Source organism: Pleomorphomonas diazotrophica (assembly GCF_002844595.1).
Classification (GTDB): domain Bacteria; phylum Pseudomonadota; class Alphaproteobacteria; order Rhizobiales; family Pleomorphomonadaceae; genus Pleomorphomonas; species Pleomorphomonas diazotrophica.
Window position 1 is genome coordinate 82,418 of record NZ_PJNW01000003.1, and the last position, 15,936, is coordinate 98,353.

A 15,936-nucleotide genomic window follows, 5' to 3' on the forward strand; every position below is an offset into this window, starting at 1 on the left:
TCACGAGCCAAACCGTAAGTATCGGCGGTCGCGACAAATGTCGCGGCCGCCTTTTTCATTCGAATGCCTTGCTCAGACTGACGTCTTCTCGCTGGGATAGACGACGCCGATCTGCCGTCTGATGTCGTCGAGCGTTTCCATGATCGCCACGCTCTGCTCAAGCGGCAGGATGGGACTGCTTCGTTCGCCGGCGGCAACCAGTCGCTCCAGTTCGACGGCTTCGAAGTGCAGGCCGTGCCCCTTCATGGTCGCCGGCTTGAACTCCTCGAGCAGGTTCTTCTGGCTGTCGTAGATCCGGAAGGTCGTTGGCGTATACCAGACGCCATCGATCTCGACGTGGCCTTCGGTGCCGTTGATTTCGGCGCGATTGCTGCCGGGCGCGTCGCTAGCCGACACCGTTACCGCACTGGCGCCATTGGCATAGCGGAACAGGGTAGACACTTCGGCATCGGCGCCGGTCGCCTTCAGGCGGCCCGAGGCGAGCACTTCGGTCGGCCGCCCCAGAATGTCAAAGGTGAAGGAAATCGGATAGATGGCCAGATCCAGCAGGGCGCCACCGCCCAGTTCCAGTGCGTTCAAGCGATGGTTCGGATCGTCGGGCAGATCCTGGGTATGGGTCGCCAGGAGGGTGCGGATCTCGCCGATCATGCCGCTGGCCAGCGCCTCACGCAGCCGGACCATATGCGGCAGGAAGCGCGTCCACATGGCCTCAAGAACGACGACGTCATGTATTCGCGAAAACTCCTGCAAATGCCGAGCTTCCGCACCGGTCAGCGTGAAGGACTTTTCGACGAGGACGTGCTTGCCTTCGAGAATACACAGTTCGGCCGCGCTGGCATGGAAGGGATGAGGCGTTGCAATGTAAACAACATCGACCTCGGGATCAGCCGCAAGGGCCTGATAACTACCGTGCGAGCGGGCGATGCCATGCTTGGTGGCAAAGGCGACTGCCTTTTCGATGGATCGCGATCCTACCGCCGTTACCTCGAAGTCGTTTTCGCGGAGATCACGGACAAACTGATCGGCGATCGAGCCTGTCGCCAGAATGCCCCAACGTAACTTGGCCATGAACTGTCTCTCCCTTCGCCCCCCGGGACGTTCGGCCGGGTCGTGGACCAGCCGGCCGAACGCCATCCGGTGAACCTCGCATTTATCTGACAAAAGGTCGAGGCTCAGGAGAGACCAAGCTAACCTCCGATGTCGATCTCCACCGACGACGCCGAGCGTGGAGCGACGCCGTGGAAGACTGCCTCGACATTGTTGCCGTCGGGGTCGAACAGGAAGGCGGCGTAGTAGCCGGGATGGTAGGGTCGTTCTCCTGGTCCGCCATTGTCGCGGCCACCAGCGGCAAGTCCGGCCTGATGGAACCGCTTCACAGCTTCCTCATCCTCCGCCTGGAACGCCAGATGCACGTGCGTTGCCGCATTCGCGTCCTCCCCCAGGGCGTCGATCCAGAGCTCGTCGCAGGCGAGATGCCAGTCGTCATCGGCGAGAAGCGGGATGCCGAGCGCACCGAGTGCCGCGCGATAGAATGTCGCCGTGGCAGGAAAATCTCGAGCTCTCAATTGGATATGGTCGATAAGGCGACCTCGATGCAGTATCACGCCGCTCTCCCTTGGTTGACGCGCCGTGGGTCACGCACGGCGTTGCTCAACATTCGTGTTACCGCATCATCCTGACGGCATCCGTCACCAGTTGCGCGTTGTCGCGGGCCACCTCACCCGTGACACGGCGGCAGCCGTCCTCAAGCCCGACGCGGGTGGACCAGCGACGTTGTTGGGCCAGCCCGACGAAATGCCAGACGGTCGCATCGAAGCCATGCAGAAGGGTCGGCCGGGCAATGCCCGCCTCGCCGAGAACGGACGCAATGCCGTTGACGATATCCTCGCCCTTCTGAATGTCCTGCTCGTGGTCGATTTCGATCAGGATGCGGAAGATGCGGCGGCCTTCCTCAAGCGCAACGAACCGTCGCGCATCCTCGACTGTTGCCAGCCCCGCCTCGACGCCGACGCCCATGCCATGGAGCAGATCGATGACAGCCGGCGCGTCCGGCTCGGAGAGGTTGACCGACGCATAATCGGGCAGAACGCGCCAGCCGGCGATGGCCTCGCGCGTCCGGCGCGGCTCTCCTTCGATCCACGCTCCGGTCGATACGCCGACGAGGGTGCCCGGACAGGTGCGCCGAACGAGCCGGATCGTCTCGTCGACGGCCGAAAGGCTTTCGCGACCATCGGCCGCCCGGGCATGAAGATGAACCTCCGCCGCGCCCGCGGAAATGCAGGCGGCGCTGTCCCTCGCCATCGCCTCGACCGTCAGCGGCAACGCCGGATGATAGTCGAAGGGGCGCGCGCCATTGATGCAGGCCTGAACAATCATCGGGATCTCCCATCTCGTGAGACAGCACGTCTGTCATTTCAGACAGAGAATGTGGCCTCAAATCGTCAGGAGCATCAAATGTCGTTCATCCCGCGATCGGAGGATCGAGGCGGGCAAAACCCTCCTGCCGTCTGTACGGGAAATGCGGATAGGGGGCGGCAACGGCACTTGCGGCATCCAGTCTGGCGATCTGCTCGGCGGACAGCGTCCAGCCGACCGCTCCAAGGTTCTGGCGTAGCTGGTCTTCGTTGCGGGCGCCGATGATGACGGACGATACGGTCGGCCGCTGCGTCAGCCAGTTGATGGCAACCTGCGGCACCGTCTTGTCCACCTCGCCAGCAATCTCCATCAGCGCATCGACGACGCGATAGAGATGCCCGTCTTCCACCGGCGGTCCATAGCTTGCCGTGTCATGCAGGCGGCTTCCCTCCGGAAGAGGCGCTCCGCGCCGGATCTTGCCGGTCAGCCTGCCCCAGCCGAGCGGGCTCCACACCAAAGCGCCGAGCCCCTGATCAGCGCCGAGCGGCATCAGATCCCATTCGTAGTCTCGCCCGATCAGCGAGTAATAGACCTGATTGGCGACATAGCGCGGCCAGCCATGGCGGTCGGCGACCGCGAGCGCCTTCATGATCTGCCAACCGGAGAAGTTGGAGACGCCGACATAGCGGACCTTGCCGGCGCGCACGAGCGTATCGAGCGTCGAAAGCACCTCTTCCACGGGCGTTGCCGCGTCGAAGGCGTGCAGTTGCAGGATGTCGATATAGTCGGTGCCCAGCCGTTTCAGGGCGTCCTCGACGGCGCGGATCAATCGAAAACGCGAGGAGCCCGCGTCATTCGGACCGTCGCCCATCGGCAGGCTGGTCTTTGTCGAGATGAGAGCTGTTTCACGACGGCCCTTGAGCGCGGCGCCGAGCACCTCCTCGGACGCTCCGGCCGAGTAGACGTCGGCGGTATCGAACAGGTTGATGCCGGCCTCCAGGCAAATGTCCAGGAGGCGGCGCGCCTCCTCGACATCGGTATTGCCCCAGGCACCGAACAGCGGCCCGGTGCCGCCAAACGTGCCGGTGCCAAAGCTCAGGACGGGAACCTTGAGACCCGAACGGCCAAGAAAGCGGTAGTCCATCGAGTAATCCTTTCGGAGATTGGGGCGTCAGGTTGAGCGGCAAAGCTGGGCTGCGCGACGGTCGGTTGTCGCAGCCATGAAAGCGACGACGACGGCCGCCAAGGGGAACAGGCTGGCGACCAGCGGCACGAAGACGAGGCCAGGACCGTGGTCGATCGTCACGCCACCGACCCAGGCGCCGATGGCATTGCCAAGATTGAAGGCAGCTATGTTGAGAGAGGAGGCCAAGCTCTGGCCCGCTCCTTCGACCTTGGACAGCACCCACATCTGAAGAGGGGCGACGGTGGCAAAGCCGGCGGCGCCGAGCAGTCCGACGAGCAACACGGTCGCGATGGGGGATGTCAGACCGGGCGTCATCAGCGCCAGCACTAGGGCCAGTGCGATGAGCGTTCCGAACACGGCAGCAAGGACGCCACGATCTCCCAACCTGCCGCCGACCAGATTGCCAATCACCAGGCCGCCACCGAAGACCAGCAGAATGGGAGAAACCGCCGCTTCGCCAAAGCCGCTGATGCGGGTCAGCATCGGGGCGATGTAGGTGAAGACGGCAAAGACGCCCGCATAACCCAAAACCGTCGTGACAAGTCCGAGCAGCACGGGCGCGCGGAGGATGGCGGCAAGGTCGGCACGCCAGTCCTCGGCATCATCAGGCCGACCGTCCTTGGGAACGAACAGAGCGATGACGGCGAAGGCAACCAATCCAACCAGGGTGACGGCACTGAAGGTCGCCCGCCAGCCGAACTGCTGGCCGATAAGCGTTCCCAGCGGCACGCCCAGGATGTTGGCAACCGTCAGACCGGTGAACATGACGGCGATGGCCGATGCCTTGCGATTGGGAGGAACGAGGCCGGTCGCCACCACCGATCCGACGCCGAAGAAGGTGCCGTGGGCAAGCGCCGTGAGCACCCTTGCAGCCATCAGAAGTCCATAGTTGGGCGCCAGCGCACAGGCGGCGTTGCCGGCTATGAAGACGGCCATCAGGACGAGCAGCACGGTCTTGCGCGGCCAACGCGCGGTGAGCACTGTTAACACCGGTGCACCGACGACGACGCCCAGCGCGTAACCGGAAATCAGAAGACCTGCCGTGGCGATCGACACACCGAAATCGGCGCCGACCTCCAAGAGCAATCCCATGATGACGAACTCCGTGACGCCGATACCGAAGGCACCGGCGGTCAGGGCAAAGAGAGCCAAAGGCATGTTCTGTCCCACAAGGTTGATATCAGGGGGACGAAGATAGGCCTGACGAAGAAAGCGATATAGAATGCCGGATGGCACATCATTTGTGAAATGAAGGACCAATGGCACGTTCTGAAATCAATCGGTCGGGCGAAATGGAAGTCTTCGTCCGCGTTGTCGAGCAAGGTGGCTTTTCAGCCGCCGCCCGCGCCTGTCGGATGACGCCATCGGCCGTCAGCAAGCTGATCGCCCGGCTCGAAACGCGCCTCGGAACCCGTCTCGTCAATCGCTCGACGCGTGCCCTTCAGCTGACGCCGGAAGGATGCGCCTTTTATGAACGGGCAACGCGCATTCTGGCTGACATCGAAGACGCCGAACGGCTTGCCGGAGCCGGCGAGCAGCCAGTGGGCCGTATCCGGCTGAACACCAGCGCCTCCTATGCCACCCATGTCCTGGCGCCGATCCTGCCGGAATTCCTCGAGCGCCATCCCGGGGTAACGCTCGACCTGATCCAGACCGACTTGGTCGTCGACCTCTTGGCCGAACGCACCGACGTGGCGGTTCGCGCCGGCCCACTCAAGAGTTCCAGCTTGATCGCCCGCAAGCTCGGCGACACCGCGATGGTCGTCGTGGGTGCCCCCAGCTACCTTGCGCGTTTCGGCGAACCGAAGGCCATCGAAGAGCTCGACCGCCATAACCGCCTCGGCTTCGGTTACGCCCGCTCGGTCGACGGCTGGCCCATGAGGGTGAATGGCGGGACGGTGATCGTCCCCACCGTGGGGCGGGTGACGGCAAGTGATGGCGAAGCCCTGCGGCGTCTGGCGCTCGGGGGGGCCGGGCTGGCGCGCCTTGCCAGCTTCACGGTTCGCGACGATATCGCCGCCGGGCGGCTTGTGCCGGTGCTGGAAGACTTCAACCCCGACGATCGGGAGGCTTTCCACGCCATCCACACCGGCCAGGGCGGTCCCCTTCCCTCGCGGGTGCGCGCCCTTCTGGATTTTCTCGCGGAGAGGGGAAAGGTTTCCTGACTGCCCTCACGTGTGCTAGCGGCGCTTGGCGCGCTCGAGCGGCTGGCCCGTGTCGATGCCGCCGCCGAGATCGGAGAGAATCGGGCAATCCGGCCGGCCGTCGCCGTGGCAGCAGGCAACCAGCGTCGACAGGGTGTCGACCATGCCCTTCAGCTCGGCGATACGGGTCTGAAGAACGTCGATATGGCCGCTCGCTACCCGGTGCACATCGCGGCTGGCCCGGTCGCGGTCGCGCCAGAGCGACAGGAGCTCGGCGATCTCTGCCATGTCGAAGCCCAGTCCACGCGCGCGCCGAATGAAGCGCAGTTCGTGGACATCGACGGCCCCATAGTCACGATAGCCGTTGCTCCGCCGCACGGCCGGCCGCAGGAGACCAGTGGATTCATAGTAGCGGATCATCTTGGCCGTGACGCCGGACGCCTTGGCCGCCTCGCCAATGTTCATGAGTGAGTTCCTTTCCGCCGTGAACTCGGAACCTCGCGGTCCCCGCCCGGATTGAACGATAGGACCTTCGGTGAGCTCGCCACTATACGCTTGACCTTACCATAGTGGGAAGGTCCATCCTCGGTTCGATATCAAACTGCGCCGCCTGCGGGCAGCGAACCGATAGGGAGCGCGACATGTCGCACGAACATCATCATGGATCCTCTCCGCATGATCATGGCGGGAAGTCGTCAGGGCACGAAGCCCACGGTCACGGATGTTGTGGCCACGGCCACGATCATCACCATGCCGAGCCAGCCAGCGACGCCCTGACGGTCAAGGACCCGGTCTGCGGCATGACGGTGGATCCGGCAACCGCCAAGTACCGAACCGAACATGGCGGTCATACCTATTATTTCTGCTCGGAGGGCTGCCTCAAGAAGTTCACGGCCGATCCCCAGCGCTATCTCGCCCCCGTTGCCGTCGAGGTGCCCGATAACCTCCCCAAGGGCACGATCTACACCTGCCCCATGCATCCGAAGATCCGCCAAATCGGGCCGGGGACCTGCCCGATCTGCGGAATGGCGCTGGAGCCGGAGGTGGCGTCCATCAGCGACGAGCCGAACCCCGAACTGATCGACATGACCCGTCGGTTCAAGGTTGGCCTCGCCATTTCGATCCCGGTCGTGGTGCTGGAAATGGGCGGGCATTTCCTGGGGCTCGATCATGTCATCGGACCGCGCCTGTCGGCCGTCCTGCAGTTCCTCTTGGCAACGCCGATGGTTCTCTGGGCCGGTTGGCCCTTCTTCGTGCGCGGCTGGATGTCGGTGGTCAACCGCTCGCTCAACATGTTCACGCTGATTGCCATGGGCACCGGCATTGCCTGGGTCTACAGCGTCGTCGCCACGTTCGCGCCGGGTCTGTTCCCGGCTGCCTTCCGGAACGCCGACGGCGCGGTGGCCGTCTACTTCGAGGCGGCAGCCGTCATTACCGTGCTGGTGCTGCTTGGGCAGGTGCTCGAACTCAGGGCGCGTGAACGGACGTCCGGCGCCATCAGGGCACTGCTCGACCTCGCGCCGGCAACGGCCCGCCGGATCGCGGCGGACGGCAGTGAGACGGATACCGATCTTGCCGACATCATGGTCGGCGACCGCTTGCGGGTTCGCCCAGGCGACAAGGTGCCGCTCGACGGCGAGGTGCTGGACGGCCGATCCAACGTCGATGAATCGATGATCACCGGCGAGCCGCTGCCGGTGACCAAGACCGCCGGCGCCAAGGTGATCGGCGGCACGCTCAACGGACAGGGCACCTTCGTCATGCGCGCCGAGCGCGTCGGGGCCGACACCATGCTGGCGCAGATCGTCGACACCGTAGCGAAGGCGCAGCGGTCGCGCGCGCCCATCCAGCGGCTTGCCGATCAGGTGTCCGCCTGGTTCGTGCCGGCAGTTCTCGCGGTCGCCGCCGTCGCCTTCACCGCCTGGGCGATCTTCGGTCCGTCACCGGCCCTTACCTACGGCCTCGTCGCGGCCGTCAGCGTGCTGATCATCGCCTGTCCCTGTGCGCTGGGTCTCGCCACGCCGATGTCGATCATGGTCGGCGTGGGCCGGGGCGCCGGACAGGGCGTGCTGATCCGCGACGCGGAGGCGCTTGAGCGCATGGAGAAGGTCGATGTGCTGGTCGTCGACAAGACGGGAACGCTGACCGAAGGCAAGCCGAAGGTCACGGCCATCAAGCCCATGCCGGGCGTTGATGAAACCGAGCTGCTCGCACTCGCCGCCAGCCTTGAGCGAGCAAGCGAACATCCGCTGGCAGCCGCCATCGTCAAGGCAGCCGAGGAGCTGGGATTGCAGCTTCAGTCGGCCGACGAGTTCGACGCCCCCTCGGGTAAAGGCGTTACCGGCACAGTCGCGGGCCGGCGGGTCCTGCTTGGCAACAAGCGGCTGCTGGAGGAAGCGGGGATCGACGCGAGCGAGGTCGAAGCCGCAGCCGCCTCGTTGAGAGCCGAGGGCGCGACGGCCATTCTGGTCGCGGTCGACGGCCGAGCCATTGGCGCCATCGCCATCGCCGATCCGGTGAAGGCGTCGACGCCGGAGGCGCTGCGCGCCTTGCAGGCCGAGGGCATCCGCGTCGTCATGCTGACCGGCGACAACCGCGCCACGGCGGACGCGGTCGCCCGACGCCTGGGCATCAATGAGGTGAAGGCGGAGGTGTTGCCCGCCGAGAAGGGCGATGTGGTCGCGAGCCTGCGCCGGGACGGCAAGATCGTCGCCATGGCAGGCGACGGCGTCAACGACGCGCCGGCCCTTGCGGCTGCCGACGTCGGCATCGCCATGGGCACGGGTACCGACGTCGCCATCGAGAGCGCCGGCGTGACGCTTTTGCGCGGCGATCTCGGCGGCATCGTCGCGGCGCGCCGGCTGAGCCGGGCGACCATGCGCAACATCCGGCAGAACCTGTTGCTGGCCTTCGTCTACAATGTCGCCGGTATCCCGATTGCCGCCGGCGTGCTCTATCCGGTCTTCGGGTTGATGCTATCGCCGGTGATAGCGGCCGCCGCGATGGCCCTGTCGTCGGTCAGCGTCATCGCCAATGCCTTGAGGTTGCGCCAGACGGCATCCTGACCAATGAAAAAGGGGCGGGAAAAACCCGCCCCAAGTGTCATCGGTTACTTCATCAATTACTTGATGGCGCCCGACTTCTTGTGGATTTCGATGAACTGCGCCACGTTGTCCTTGGTCACCAGCGGGCAGTCGATGTCGGTGTCGATCTGGGTGATCTTGCCGGTCAGCAGGTCGTGGGCGACGCTGATGTTCTTGGCAGCGAGGTCATAGGCGTTCTGCAGCGCCGTCGACGTCATCTTGCCGGACTGGATCAGCAGCATGGCTTCGGCCGTGCCGTCAACGCCATAGGCCAGCATCTTCTCGAACTTCGGATCGTCCTTGACGACTTCCAGGGCGCCAGCGGCCATGTTGTCATTCATGGAGACGACGGCGTCGATCTTGTCGTTGGCCTGGACCCAGTCTTCCATGAAGCGCATGGCTTCTTCTTTGTTCCAGTGCGCAATCTGCTCGCCGACGATCTTGACGTCCGTACGCTTGTCGAAGAACTCCTTCTGCCAAGCGTCGCGGCGCATGTCGGCGTGCATGTTGCCCGAGGGGCCGTTCAGCACGACGACGTTGGCGCCCTGCGGAATCTGCGTGAGCGCCAGGCGGGCGTTCACAGCGGCCTGCTCATATGGATCGGCGTCGACCGACGACGAGCCGGGGATGTCCTTGATGCGAGCGTTGGTCGTGATGACCTTGACGCCATCCTTGACGGCCTGCTCGACATAGGGACGCTGAGCTTCGCCGTTGTTCGGCTGCACGATGATGAGGTCGTACTTGTTGGCAACGGCGTTCTCGATGAACGCATTTTCCTTGGCATCGTCGGCCTGGGCGTCCATGACGTCGACGGTCATGTCCGGGTACTTCTTGACTTCGTCCATGATGCCGTTGGCCAGCCAGGCAGCGAACGAGTCGGCCTGGGCGCGGGCGATGAAGGCAATCTTGTAGTTCTCAGCCTGAGCAACCGTCGTCGCAGCCAGACAAAGGGCGGCCACGGCCGTAACGGTGCGGATCGATTTCATGAACTTCATTTGTATCTCCTCCAAGATATCTGCTTAAGGGGGCAACTATCGATCGATATGGGCCCCGCGTTTCCTCCAAAGCGAACGCACTAAGCTTTTGCCTCCTTTCGCTCATTCGGGAGCTTCGCAGCACCAAGCGTCTTCCTGGTGCGATTGACCTTGGCCCACATGTCGTATCCGACGGCCAGAGCGATGATCGCGCCCTTGATGACCTGCTGCAGATACGAGTCCACGCCTGCCAAATTCATGATGTTGTTGAGGAAGCCGACGATGAAGGCACCGGCAAGGGTGCCACCGGCCGTTCCGAGGCCGCCCGAGAAGCTGGTGCCGCCGATGATGGCCGCGGTGAGCGCCTCGAACTCGTAGCCCTGGCCCGAGTTGGGGGCGCCGACGTTGGTGCGGGCCATCAGTATGATGCCGGCAAGGCCCACGAAGACGCCGTTGATCAGATAGGCGCCAACCTTGATCCGGCCGACGTTGATGCCCGAGGCGCGAGCCGCTTCCTCGTTGCCGCCGACCGCATAGAGCGAGCGACCGAAGCTGGTGTGGCCGAGGATGTACCAGGTCAGAATGCCGATGATGATCATGAAGATGACGGGGATGGGAACGAACCCGATGCTTCCCTGTCCGAACCAGACATAATCACCGATCTGGTAGATGTTCTGGCCTTTGGTGAAGAGCAAGGCGATGCCTCGGGCCACTGTCATCATTGCCAGAGTCGCGATGAACGCTGGAATATTGAAGCGCCGGACCAGGATGCCGTTGACGAAGTTGCAGAGCACACCGACGATCAGGCCGACGGCGAAGGCGAGAGACAGCGAGCCCGTTTCCTTGAAGACGTAGACCGACAGCACACCGGCCAGCGCCAGAACCGAGCCGCAGGAAAGATCCAGAAGGCCGCCGATGATGAGGATCGTTTCGCCGAACGCCAGGATTGTCGTGACGGAGATCTGCGTCGAGATGTTCGACAGGTTCCGCGCCGATAGAAAATTCGGGCTCAGCAGATTGCAGACGATGATCATCGCGATAAGGACCAAGTAAATGGAGTATCGCGACTTGATGGTCTGCCACTTCTCCCTCGTCATCAGGTTGTTCATTTCCCGCCCCTTTACATCCCGTCATCTGGGCCATTTCGGCAAATCCGGTTCACCGAAACCGCTCCAACTGTTTGTTTCACTGCAACTTCGGACGCAAAACTGATTTCCACTTTTGCCGAACTTGCTCTCGTCAGCGATCAGACCGCTTTCTTGGCCATGTTCATCGCGTAACGCATGATTGCTTCCTGGGAGAACTCGTCTCTGTCGAGTTCGCCCGTTATCCGTCCCTCGGCCATCACGTACATGCGGTCGCACATGCCGATCAGTTCCGGCAGTTCTGAGGAGACCATGATGATCGACTTCCCCTCTTTGACGAGGTTGGTCATCAGCTTGTAGATCTCGAACTTCGCGCCGACATCGATACCGCGCGTGGGCTCGTCAAGAATGAGAATGTCCGGGTCCTGAAGCATCCACTTGGACAGGACGACCTTCTGCTGGTTGCCGCCGCTCAAGGTGCCGACCTGCACATCGATGGACGCCATCTTTACATTGATCTTCTTGCAGATTTCCTCGACCCGGCTTCTTTCCTTGCCCTTGTCGAGGCGCCCTTTCTGGAAGAACTGATCCATCGAGGCGAGCGTCACGTTTTCCTTGACGTCGCGGATCGGGACGATGCCATAGCGCCGCCGGTCCTCCGACAGCATTACGACGCCGTTCTTGATGCTGTCCTGGACGTTGCGAACCTCAACGGGGGCACCGTGAACCTTGATGGTTCCGCCGAAGCGCTCATCAAGCCCGAACAGCGCCCGCATGACCTCCGTCCGTCCGGCACCGACAAGGCCGGCGAAGCCGACGATTTCGCCCTTCTTGACGTTGAAGGAGACATTGCTGAACCCGGCCGGCCCGCTGAAGTTCTCTACTTCCAGAACGACCTCACCTCGCGGGACATCCTCCTTGGGGTAGCCTTGCCCTAGCGCGCGGCCGACCATCAGGGCGATCACCGAGTCGATGTCGAACTGATCCTTCGGCCGCGTTTCGACCACTTTGCCGTCGCGCAGGATCGAGATCTCGTCGGCGATGCGGAAGATCTCGTCCATCTTGTGCGAAATGTAGACGATGCCTTTGCCGCGAGCACGGAGATCGGCGATCTTCTCGAAGAGGATTTCGATTTCCTTGTTGGTAATCGACGACGTCGGCTCATCCATGATGATGATGTCGGCATCGCGCGAGATCGCCTTCAGGATCTCGAGCATCTGAAGGTTGGAGATCGACAGATCCTTCAGCTTGGTTTCCGGATCGTAGGAGAGATTCTCCTGCTTGAGCAGCTCGAGCGTCTTTTCCCGAATGGCCTTCCAGTCGATCTGACCGAACTTCTTCTTCGGCCAGCGACCGACAAAAAGGCTCTCCTCGATGGTCATCTCGGGCGTGTAGTTCAGCTCCTGAAAGATCATCGAAATGCCGAGCTCGCCCGCCTTGATCGGCGAGGTGATCTCGACCTTCTCGCCCTTGATCAGCGTCTCGCCGCCATCGGGCTGGTAGATGCCGTTGATGATCTTCATCAGGGTCGACTTGCCGGCGCCATTCTCGCCGCACAGCACGTGGACCGAACCTTCCTTCACAGAAAAGCAGACGTCCTCGAGCGCCTTCACGCCCGGAAACGACTTGCTTATGTTTCTGACCTCAAGAAGATTTTTCTGCATCGCGTGGGGTCCTTGATCGGCCGGATGGCGAACTATGGGGTCGGCTTGGAGCGCGCTCGTCATTTCACGCCATGAACCAGGGCAAGCCGGGCCCGATAGAGGCCGAAGGCGTCGTCATAAGCGGACTTTCGGCTCAAGGCCGGCGTCGTCGTCTTGTCGGCATCCAGGCTGACGCAGCGGTCGGCGATGGCGGCGATGTCCTCGCCTGCGCCATTCGATCGGCCATAGGCCCAGATCGCCTGAATCGCCGCACCGAGACATCCGGCCTCGTCGCCCGTGGGCACCACGATCTCGGCGCCGGTCATGTCGGCGACCATCTGCCGCCAGGGCTTGCTGCGCGCGCCGCCGCCGATCATGAACACCCGCTCGGCAGGCTTGTCGCCTCGGATTCGGTGAAGGCCGGCCAGCACGCCGAAGGTGACGCCCTCGACCATGGCCCGCATCAGGTTCTCCGGCGTCATGTTGACGGCAGAGAGACCGAGGATGGTACCGCGCGCCGTGGGAAGATCGGGGGTGCGCTCGCCGTTGAGGAACGGCAGCATGGTGATGCCTCCAGCGCCCGGCGCGGTTGCGTCCAGCGCTTCCGAGACGAAGCCGATGTCTCGGCCGAACAGATGCGCGCCGCCGGAGGTGACGTTGGTGGCGTTCATGGTGCAGACGAGCGGCAGCCAGCCGCCGCTCGACGAGCAGAAGGGCGCAACGGCGCCGCTCGGGTCGAGGACCGGCGTGTCGGAATAGGAGAACACCGTTGCCGAGGTACCGAGGCTGATGGTGACAACACCTTCGCGCACGTTTCCGGTGCCGATGGCGCCCATCATGTTGTCGCCGCCGCCGGCCGCCACCAGACAGTTGGTGGTGAGGCCGAGCGCTTCGGCGGCGACCGGCGTCAGCTTTCCGACGATGGCATCGGGCGCGATGAGCTCCGGCAGGGCGGCGGCAAGACGACCGCTGTTGCGATCGATGATCGACAAGGCCTCGGGCGCCCAGGCCCGCTTGCGAACGTCGAAGAATCCGGTGCCGGAGGCATCGCCATATTCGGCGACGAAGCGGCCGGTCAGCCAATGGTTCAGATAGTCGTGCGGCAGGAGGATATGGGCGATGCGGGCAAAGTTGTCCGGCTCGCGCTCGGCCAGGAAGGCGAGCTTTGAGATGGTGTAGCCGGTAAGCGGGATGATGCCCAGCTTCTCGTACCAGGCCTTCGGCCCGCCGAGGGCGGCGACGACACGCTCGTTGTCGGGAGCGGTCTCGGTATCGCACCAAAGCTTGGCAGGACGGATCACCGCCCCCTTGTCGTCGAGCACGGCAAGGCCGTGCTGCTGGCCGGACACGCCGAGGCAGCGGATGGCATCAGCCGGAAGGGCCGCCTCCTTGAGCGCCATGCGCACGGCGGCGATCATGGCATCGACCCAGATCGAGGGATGCTGCTCGCGGGCGCCGCTATCGCGCTCGATCAGGCTGTGGGCAGCATGACCGCGACCGCGCACCCGTCCATTCTCGTCGATGACGAGCGCCTTGGTACCCTGCGTTCCGCAGTCGACACCGATAAACATGCCATTCCTCCCTCACCCACGTGTGCCTGGCGGGCATCGGTCCGATCGGCGGGCTTCCTCTGCCCCGCGTGCCGATGGACCTGTCTTCCTCCGAGGGCCATCAGCCCTTCAGAACCGCCGGTGGGTCTCGTATTCAAAGCAACTCAACTGGGCGGATCGTTCGATTTGCCCCTCACCCGAATGGTCGATCTTCCCTTCGCCCTCGAGGAGGTGCCTTGCGGCGCGGCAATTTAGAACGATTAAGGTTCCGCCCGCATCGGTGGGCGAGACCATCCTCCGTGACCGAGATGCGGCAGTACCGCTTGAGGAGCGGGGCACTGCCCGGAGCGAAAGTTTGCATTCGTCATGCATGCCTCTCAGCTGCCTCCGGGCAACGTCCCGTCGGTCTTCCTCAGAAGGTGATCTGCACCTTGACGTCCGTGGGCCTCTGCTCTGCCGCCCGCTCGAAGGCCTCGATGGACTTGTCGAACGGATAGGTCGCCGAGATCAGCGGCTTGAGGTCGATCTTGCCGGAGCCGAGCAGCGCCAGCGTGCGGTCCCAGACGTTGGCGTAGCGGAAGATGCCGGTCAGGCTGATTTCCTTGACTTCCAGCGCCACCACGTCGATCGGCACGCGGTCCTGCGGCATGCCGACCAGAACCACCCGGCCGCCCTGCGTCACCACATCCAGCATGTCGTCGAAGGCCTTGGGAGCGCCGCTCGCTTCGAAGAACAGATCGGCGCCCTTGCCGGCCGTCCGCCGTGCCACGACGTCGGCGAGCTTCTCCTTGGTCAGATCGACGGCGATGACGCCGGGGACCTTGGCGACGATGTCGAGCTTGGCCTTGGCGACGTCGCTGACGATCACCTCCGAGCAGCCGGAGGCCAGGGCGGCGAAGGCCACCATCATGCCGATGGTGCCGGCGCCGGCCACGACGGCGATATCGCCCGGACGAATGGCGCCCTTGGCGGCGGCATAGACGCCGATCGCCAGCGGCTCGACCATGGCGCCTTCGGCAAAGGAGACGCTGTCGGGGAGCTTGTAGGTGAGCGCGGCCGGATGAACGACTTCCGGCGTCAGGCAGCCGTGGATCGGCGGCGTCGCCCAGAAGCGCACGGCCGGGTCGAGGTTATAGTGACCTTCCAGGGTCTGGCGCGAGCCGAAGTCGGGGATGCCCGGCTCCATGCAGACGCGATCGCCGACCTTGAGGTGGGAAACCTTGGCGCCAACCGCCGTCACGACGCCCGAGGCCTCGTGGCCGAGCACCATCGGCTCGTTGACGATGAAGTCGCCGATGCGGCCGTGCTTGTAATAGTGGACGTCGCTGCCGCAGACGCCGACCGCCTTGATAGCGACGCGGACCTCATCGGCCGCCGGCTCCAACGTGCCGGGGACTTCGATATCGCGAAGACGAATGTCTCCAATGCCCTCGAGAACGACGGCTTTTACCTTCATAGCTTTTCCTCCCGAGCCGCGGATTTCCATTCTCAGACGGGCTTGCACGGCTCTCGATGGGGAGGAGTATGCGCGTCGGTCGCTAATCCCGCTAAGCCAATTCAACAAATCTGTGTGCATTATTTTACATTTTGAAACCTAGACGAGTTCCAAGCCGAGATCCCCGACCGATGATTTTCCGGCTTGCGGTCGTAGGCGGCGCCCCGCTTCTCCAAAAGTCTCAGTACCCGCCCACGCCACCCTGCGCTGTCGCAGCCATCCGCGAGTCGACCGCGCCCCCTGCCACGGGAGGAGACAGGACCAGGGGAAACCCGCCATTTGCGAGCACACCCCCGCCAATTCTTTCCGTTCGGGCGGCTTTCTTGCCGCCGAAGTCGCGCCCAGCCAAGGGAACCAATCCCGGCGCGGCAGGTTTCACGAACCACCCGTGTGTTCCAGCTCACCCCGCCGAGATCCTCCG

General features: G+C 63.5%; 13 protein-coding genes. 2 read left to right on the forward strand and 11 right to left on the reverse strand.

Translation table 11 applies throughout. The features are described from left to right. Positions 1-72 precede the first annotated feature (72 nt). From CXZ10_RS07150 to CXZ10_RS07170, 5 genes are all read right to left on the reverse strand, one after another. Complete coding sequence (locus CXZ10_RS07150; protein ID WP_101288458.1) at positions 73-1,068, reverse strand: Gfo/Idh/MocA family protein; 996 nt, start codon at positions 1,066-1,068, stop codon at positions 73-75. 119 nt (positions 1,069-1,187) lie between these two features. Then, entirely contained in the window at positions 1,188-1,604 is a 417-nt protein-coding gene (locus tag CXZ10_RS07155) for a VOC family protein (RefSeq protein WP_101288459.1), read from the reverse strand. A 58-nt stretch (positions 1,605-1,662) separates the two neighbouring features. After that, on the reverse strand, positions 1,663-2,376 hold the full coding sequence (locus CXZ10_RS07160) for a 3-keto-5-aminohexanoate cleavage protein (protein WP_101288460.1): 714 nt from the start codon (positions 2,374-2,376) through the stop codon (positions 1,663-1,665). A gap of 85 nt (positions 2,377-2,461) precedes the next feature. Then, complete coding sequence (locus CXZ10_RS07165) at positions 2,462-3,499, reverse strand: aldo/keto reductase (protein ID WP_101288461.1); 1,038 nt, start codon at positions 3,497-3,499, stop codon at positions 2,462-2,464. Positions 3,500-3,526: 27 nt separating this feature from the next. Continuing rightward, entirely contained in the window at positions 3,527-4,699 is a 1,173-nt protein-coding gene (locus CXZ10_RS07170) for an MFS transporter (RefSeq protein WP_101288462.1), read from the reverse strand. A gap of 101 nt (positions 4,700-4,800) precedes the next feature. Between CXZ10_RS07170 and CXZ10_RS07175 the strand changes: the two genes are divergently transcribed. Beyond that, positions 4,801-5,706 carry a LysR family transcriptional regulator gene (locus tag CXZ10_RS07175; RefSeq protein ID WP_101288463.1) on the forward strand — a complete coding sequence of 302 codons (906 nt, stop codon included), beginning with the start codon at positions 4,801-4,803 and terminating at the stop codon, positions 5,704-5,706. Between the two features lie 15 nt (positions 5,707-5,721). Here CXZ10_RS07175 and cueR read toward each other — a convergent pair whose 3' ends face one another. Further along, entirely contained in the window at positions 5,722-6,150 is a 429-nt protein-coding gene (cueR, locus tag CXZ10_RS07180) for a Cu(I)-responsive transcriptional regulator (protein ID WP_101288464.1), read from the reverse strand. Between the two features lie 176 nt (positions 6,151-6,326). On the opposite strand from cueR, the gene CXZ10_RS07185 reads away from it, so the two are divergent. Further along, a complete protein-coding gene (locus CXZ10_RS07185; RefSeq protein ID WP_101288465.1) occupies positions 6,327-8,750 on the forward strand; it encodes a heavy metal translocating P-type ATPase in 2,424 nt (807 codons plus the stop codon). A gap of 56 nt (positions 8,751-8,806) precedes the next feature. Here CXZ10_RS07185 and CXZ10_RS07190 read toward each other — a convergent pair whose 3' ends face one another. From CXZ10_RS07190 to CXZ10_RS07210, 5 genes are all read right to left on the reverse strand, one after another. Beyond that, positions 8,807-9,763: a sugar ABC transporter substrate-binding protein gene (locus tag CXZ10_RS07190; RefSeq protein WP_210199867.1), complete on the reverse strand. Its 957-nt coding sequence runs from the start codon at positions 9,761-9,763 to the stop codon at positions 8,807-8,809. Positions 9,764-9,843: 80 nt separating this feature from the next. Next, positions 9,844-10,851, reverse strand: a complete 1,008-nt coding sequence (locus CXZ10_RS07195) for an ABC transporter permease (protein ID WP_210199868.1) — start codon at positions 10,849-10,851, stop codon at positions 9,844-9,846. Positions 10,852-10,988: 137 nt separating this feature from the next. Next, on the reverse strand, positions 10,989-12,491 hold the full coding sequence (locus CXZ10_RS07200) for a sugar ABC transporter ATP-binding protein (protein WP_101288466.1): 1,503 nt from the start codon (positions 12,489-12,491) through the stop codon (positions 10,989-10,991). 59 nt (positions 12,492-12,550) lie between these two features. Further along, positions 12,551-14,041, reverse strand: a complete 1,491-nt coding sequence (gene xylB, locus CXZ10_RS07205) for a xylulokinase (RefSeq protein WP_101288467.1) — start codon at positions 14,039-14,041, stop codon at positions 12,551-12,553. A gap of 391 nt (positions 14,042-14,432) precedes the next feature. Beyond that, a complete protein-coding gene (locus tag CXZ10_RS07210; RefSeq protein WP_101288468.1) occupies positions 14,433-15,476 on the reverse strand; it encodes an NAD(P)-dependent alcohol dehydrogenase in 1,044 nt (347 codons plus the stop codon). Positions 15,477-15,936: the final 460 nt, after the last annotated feature.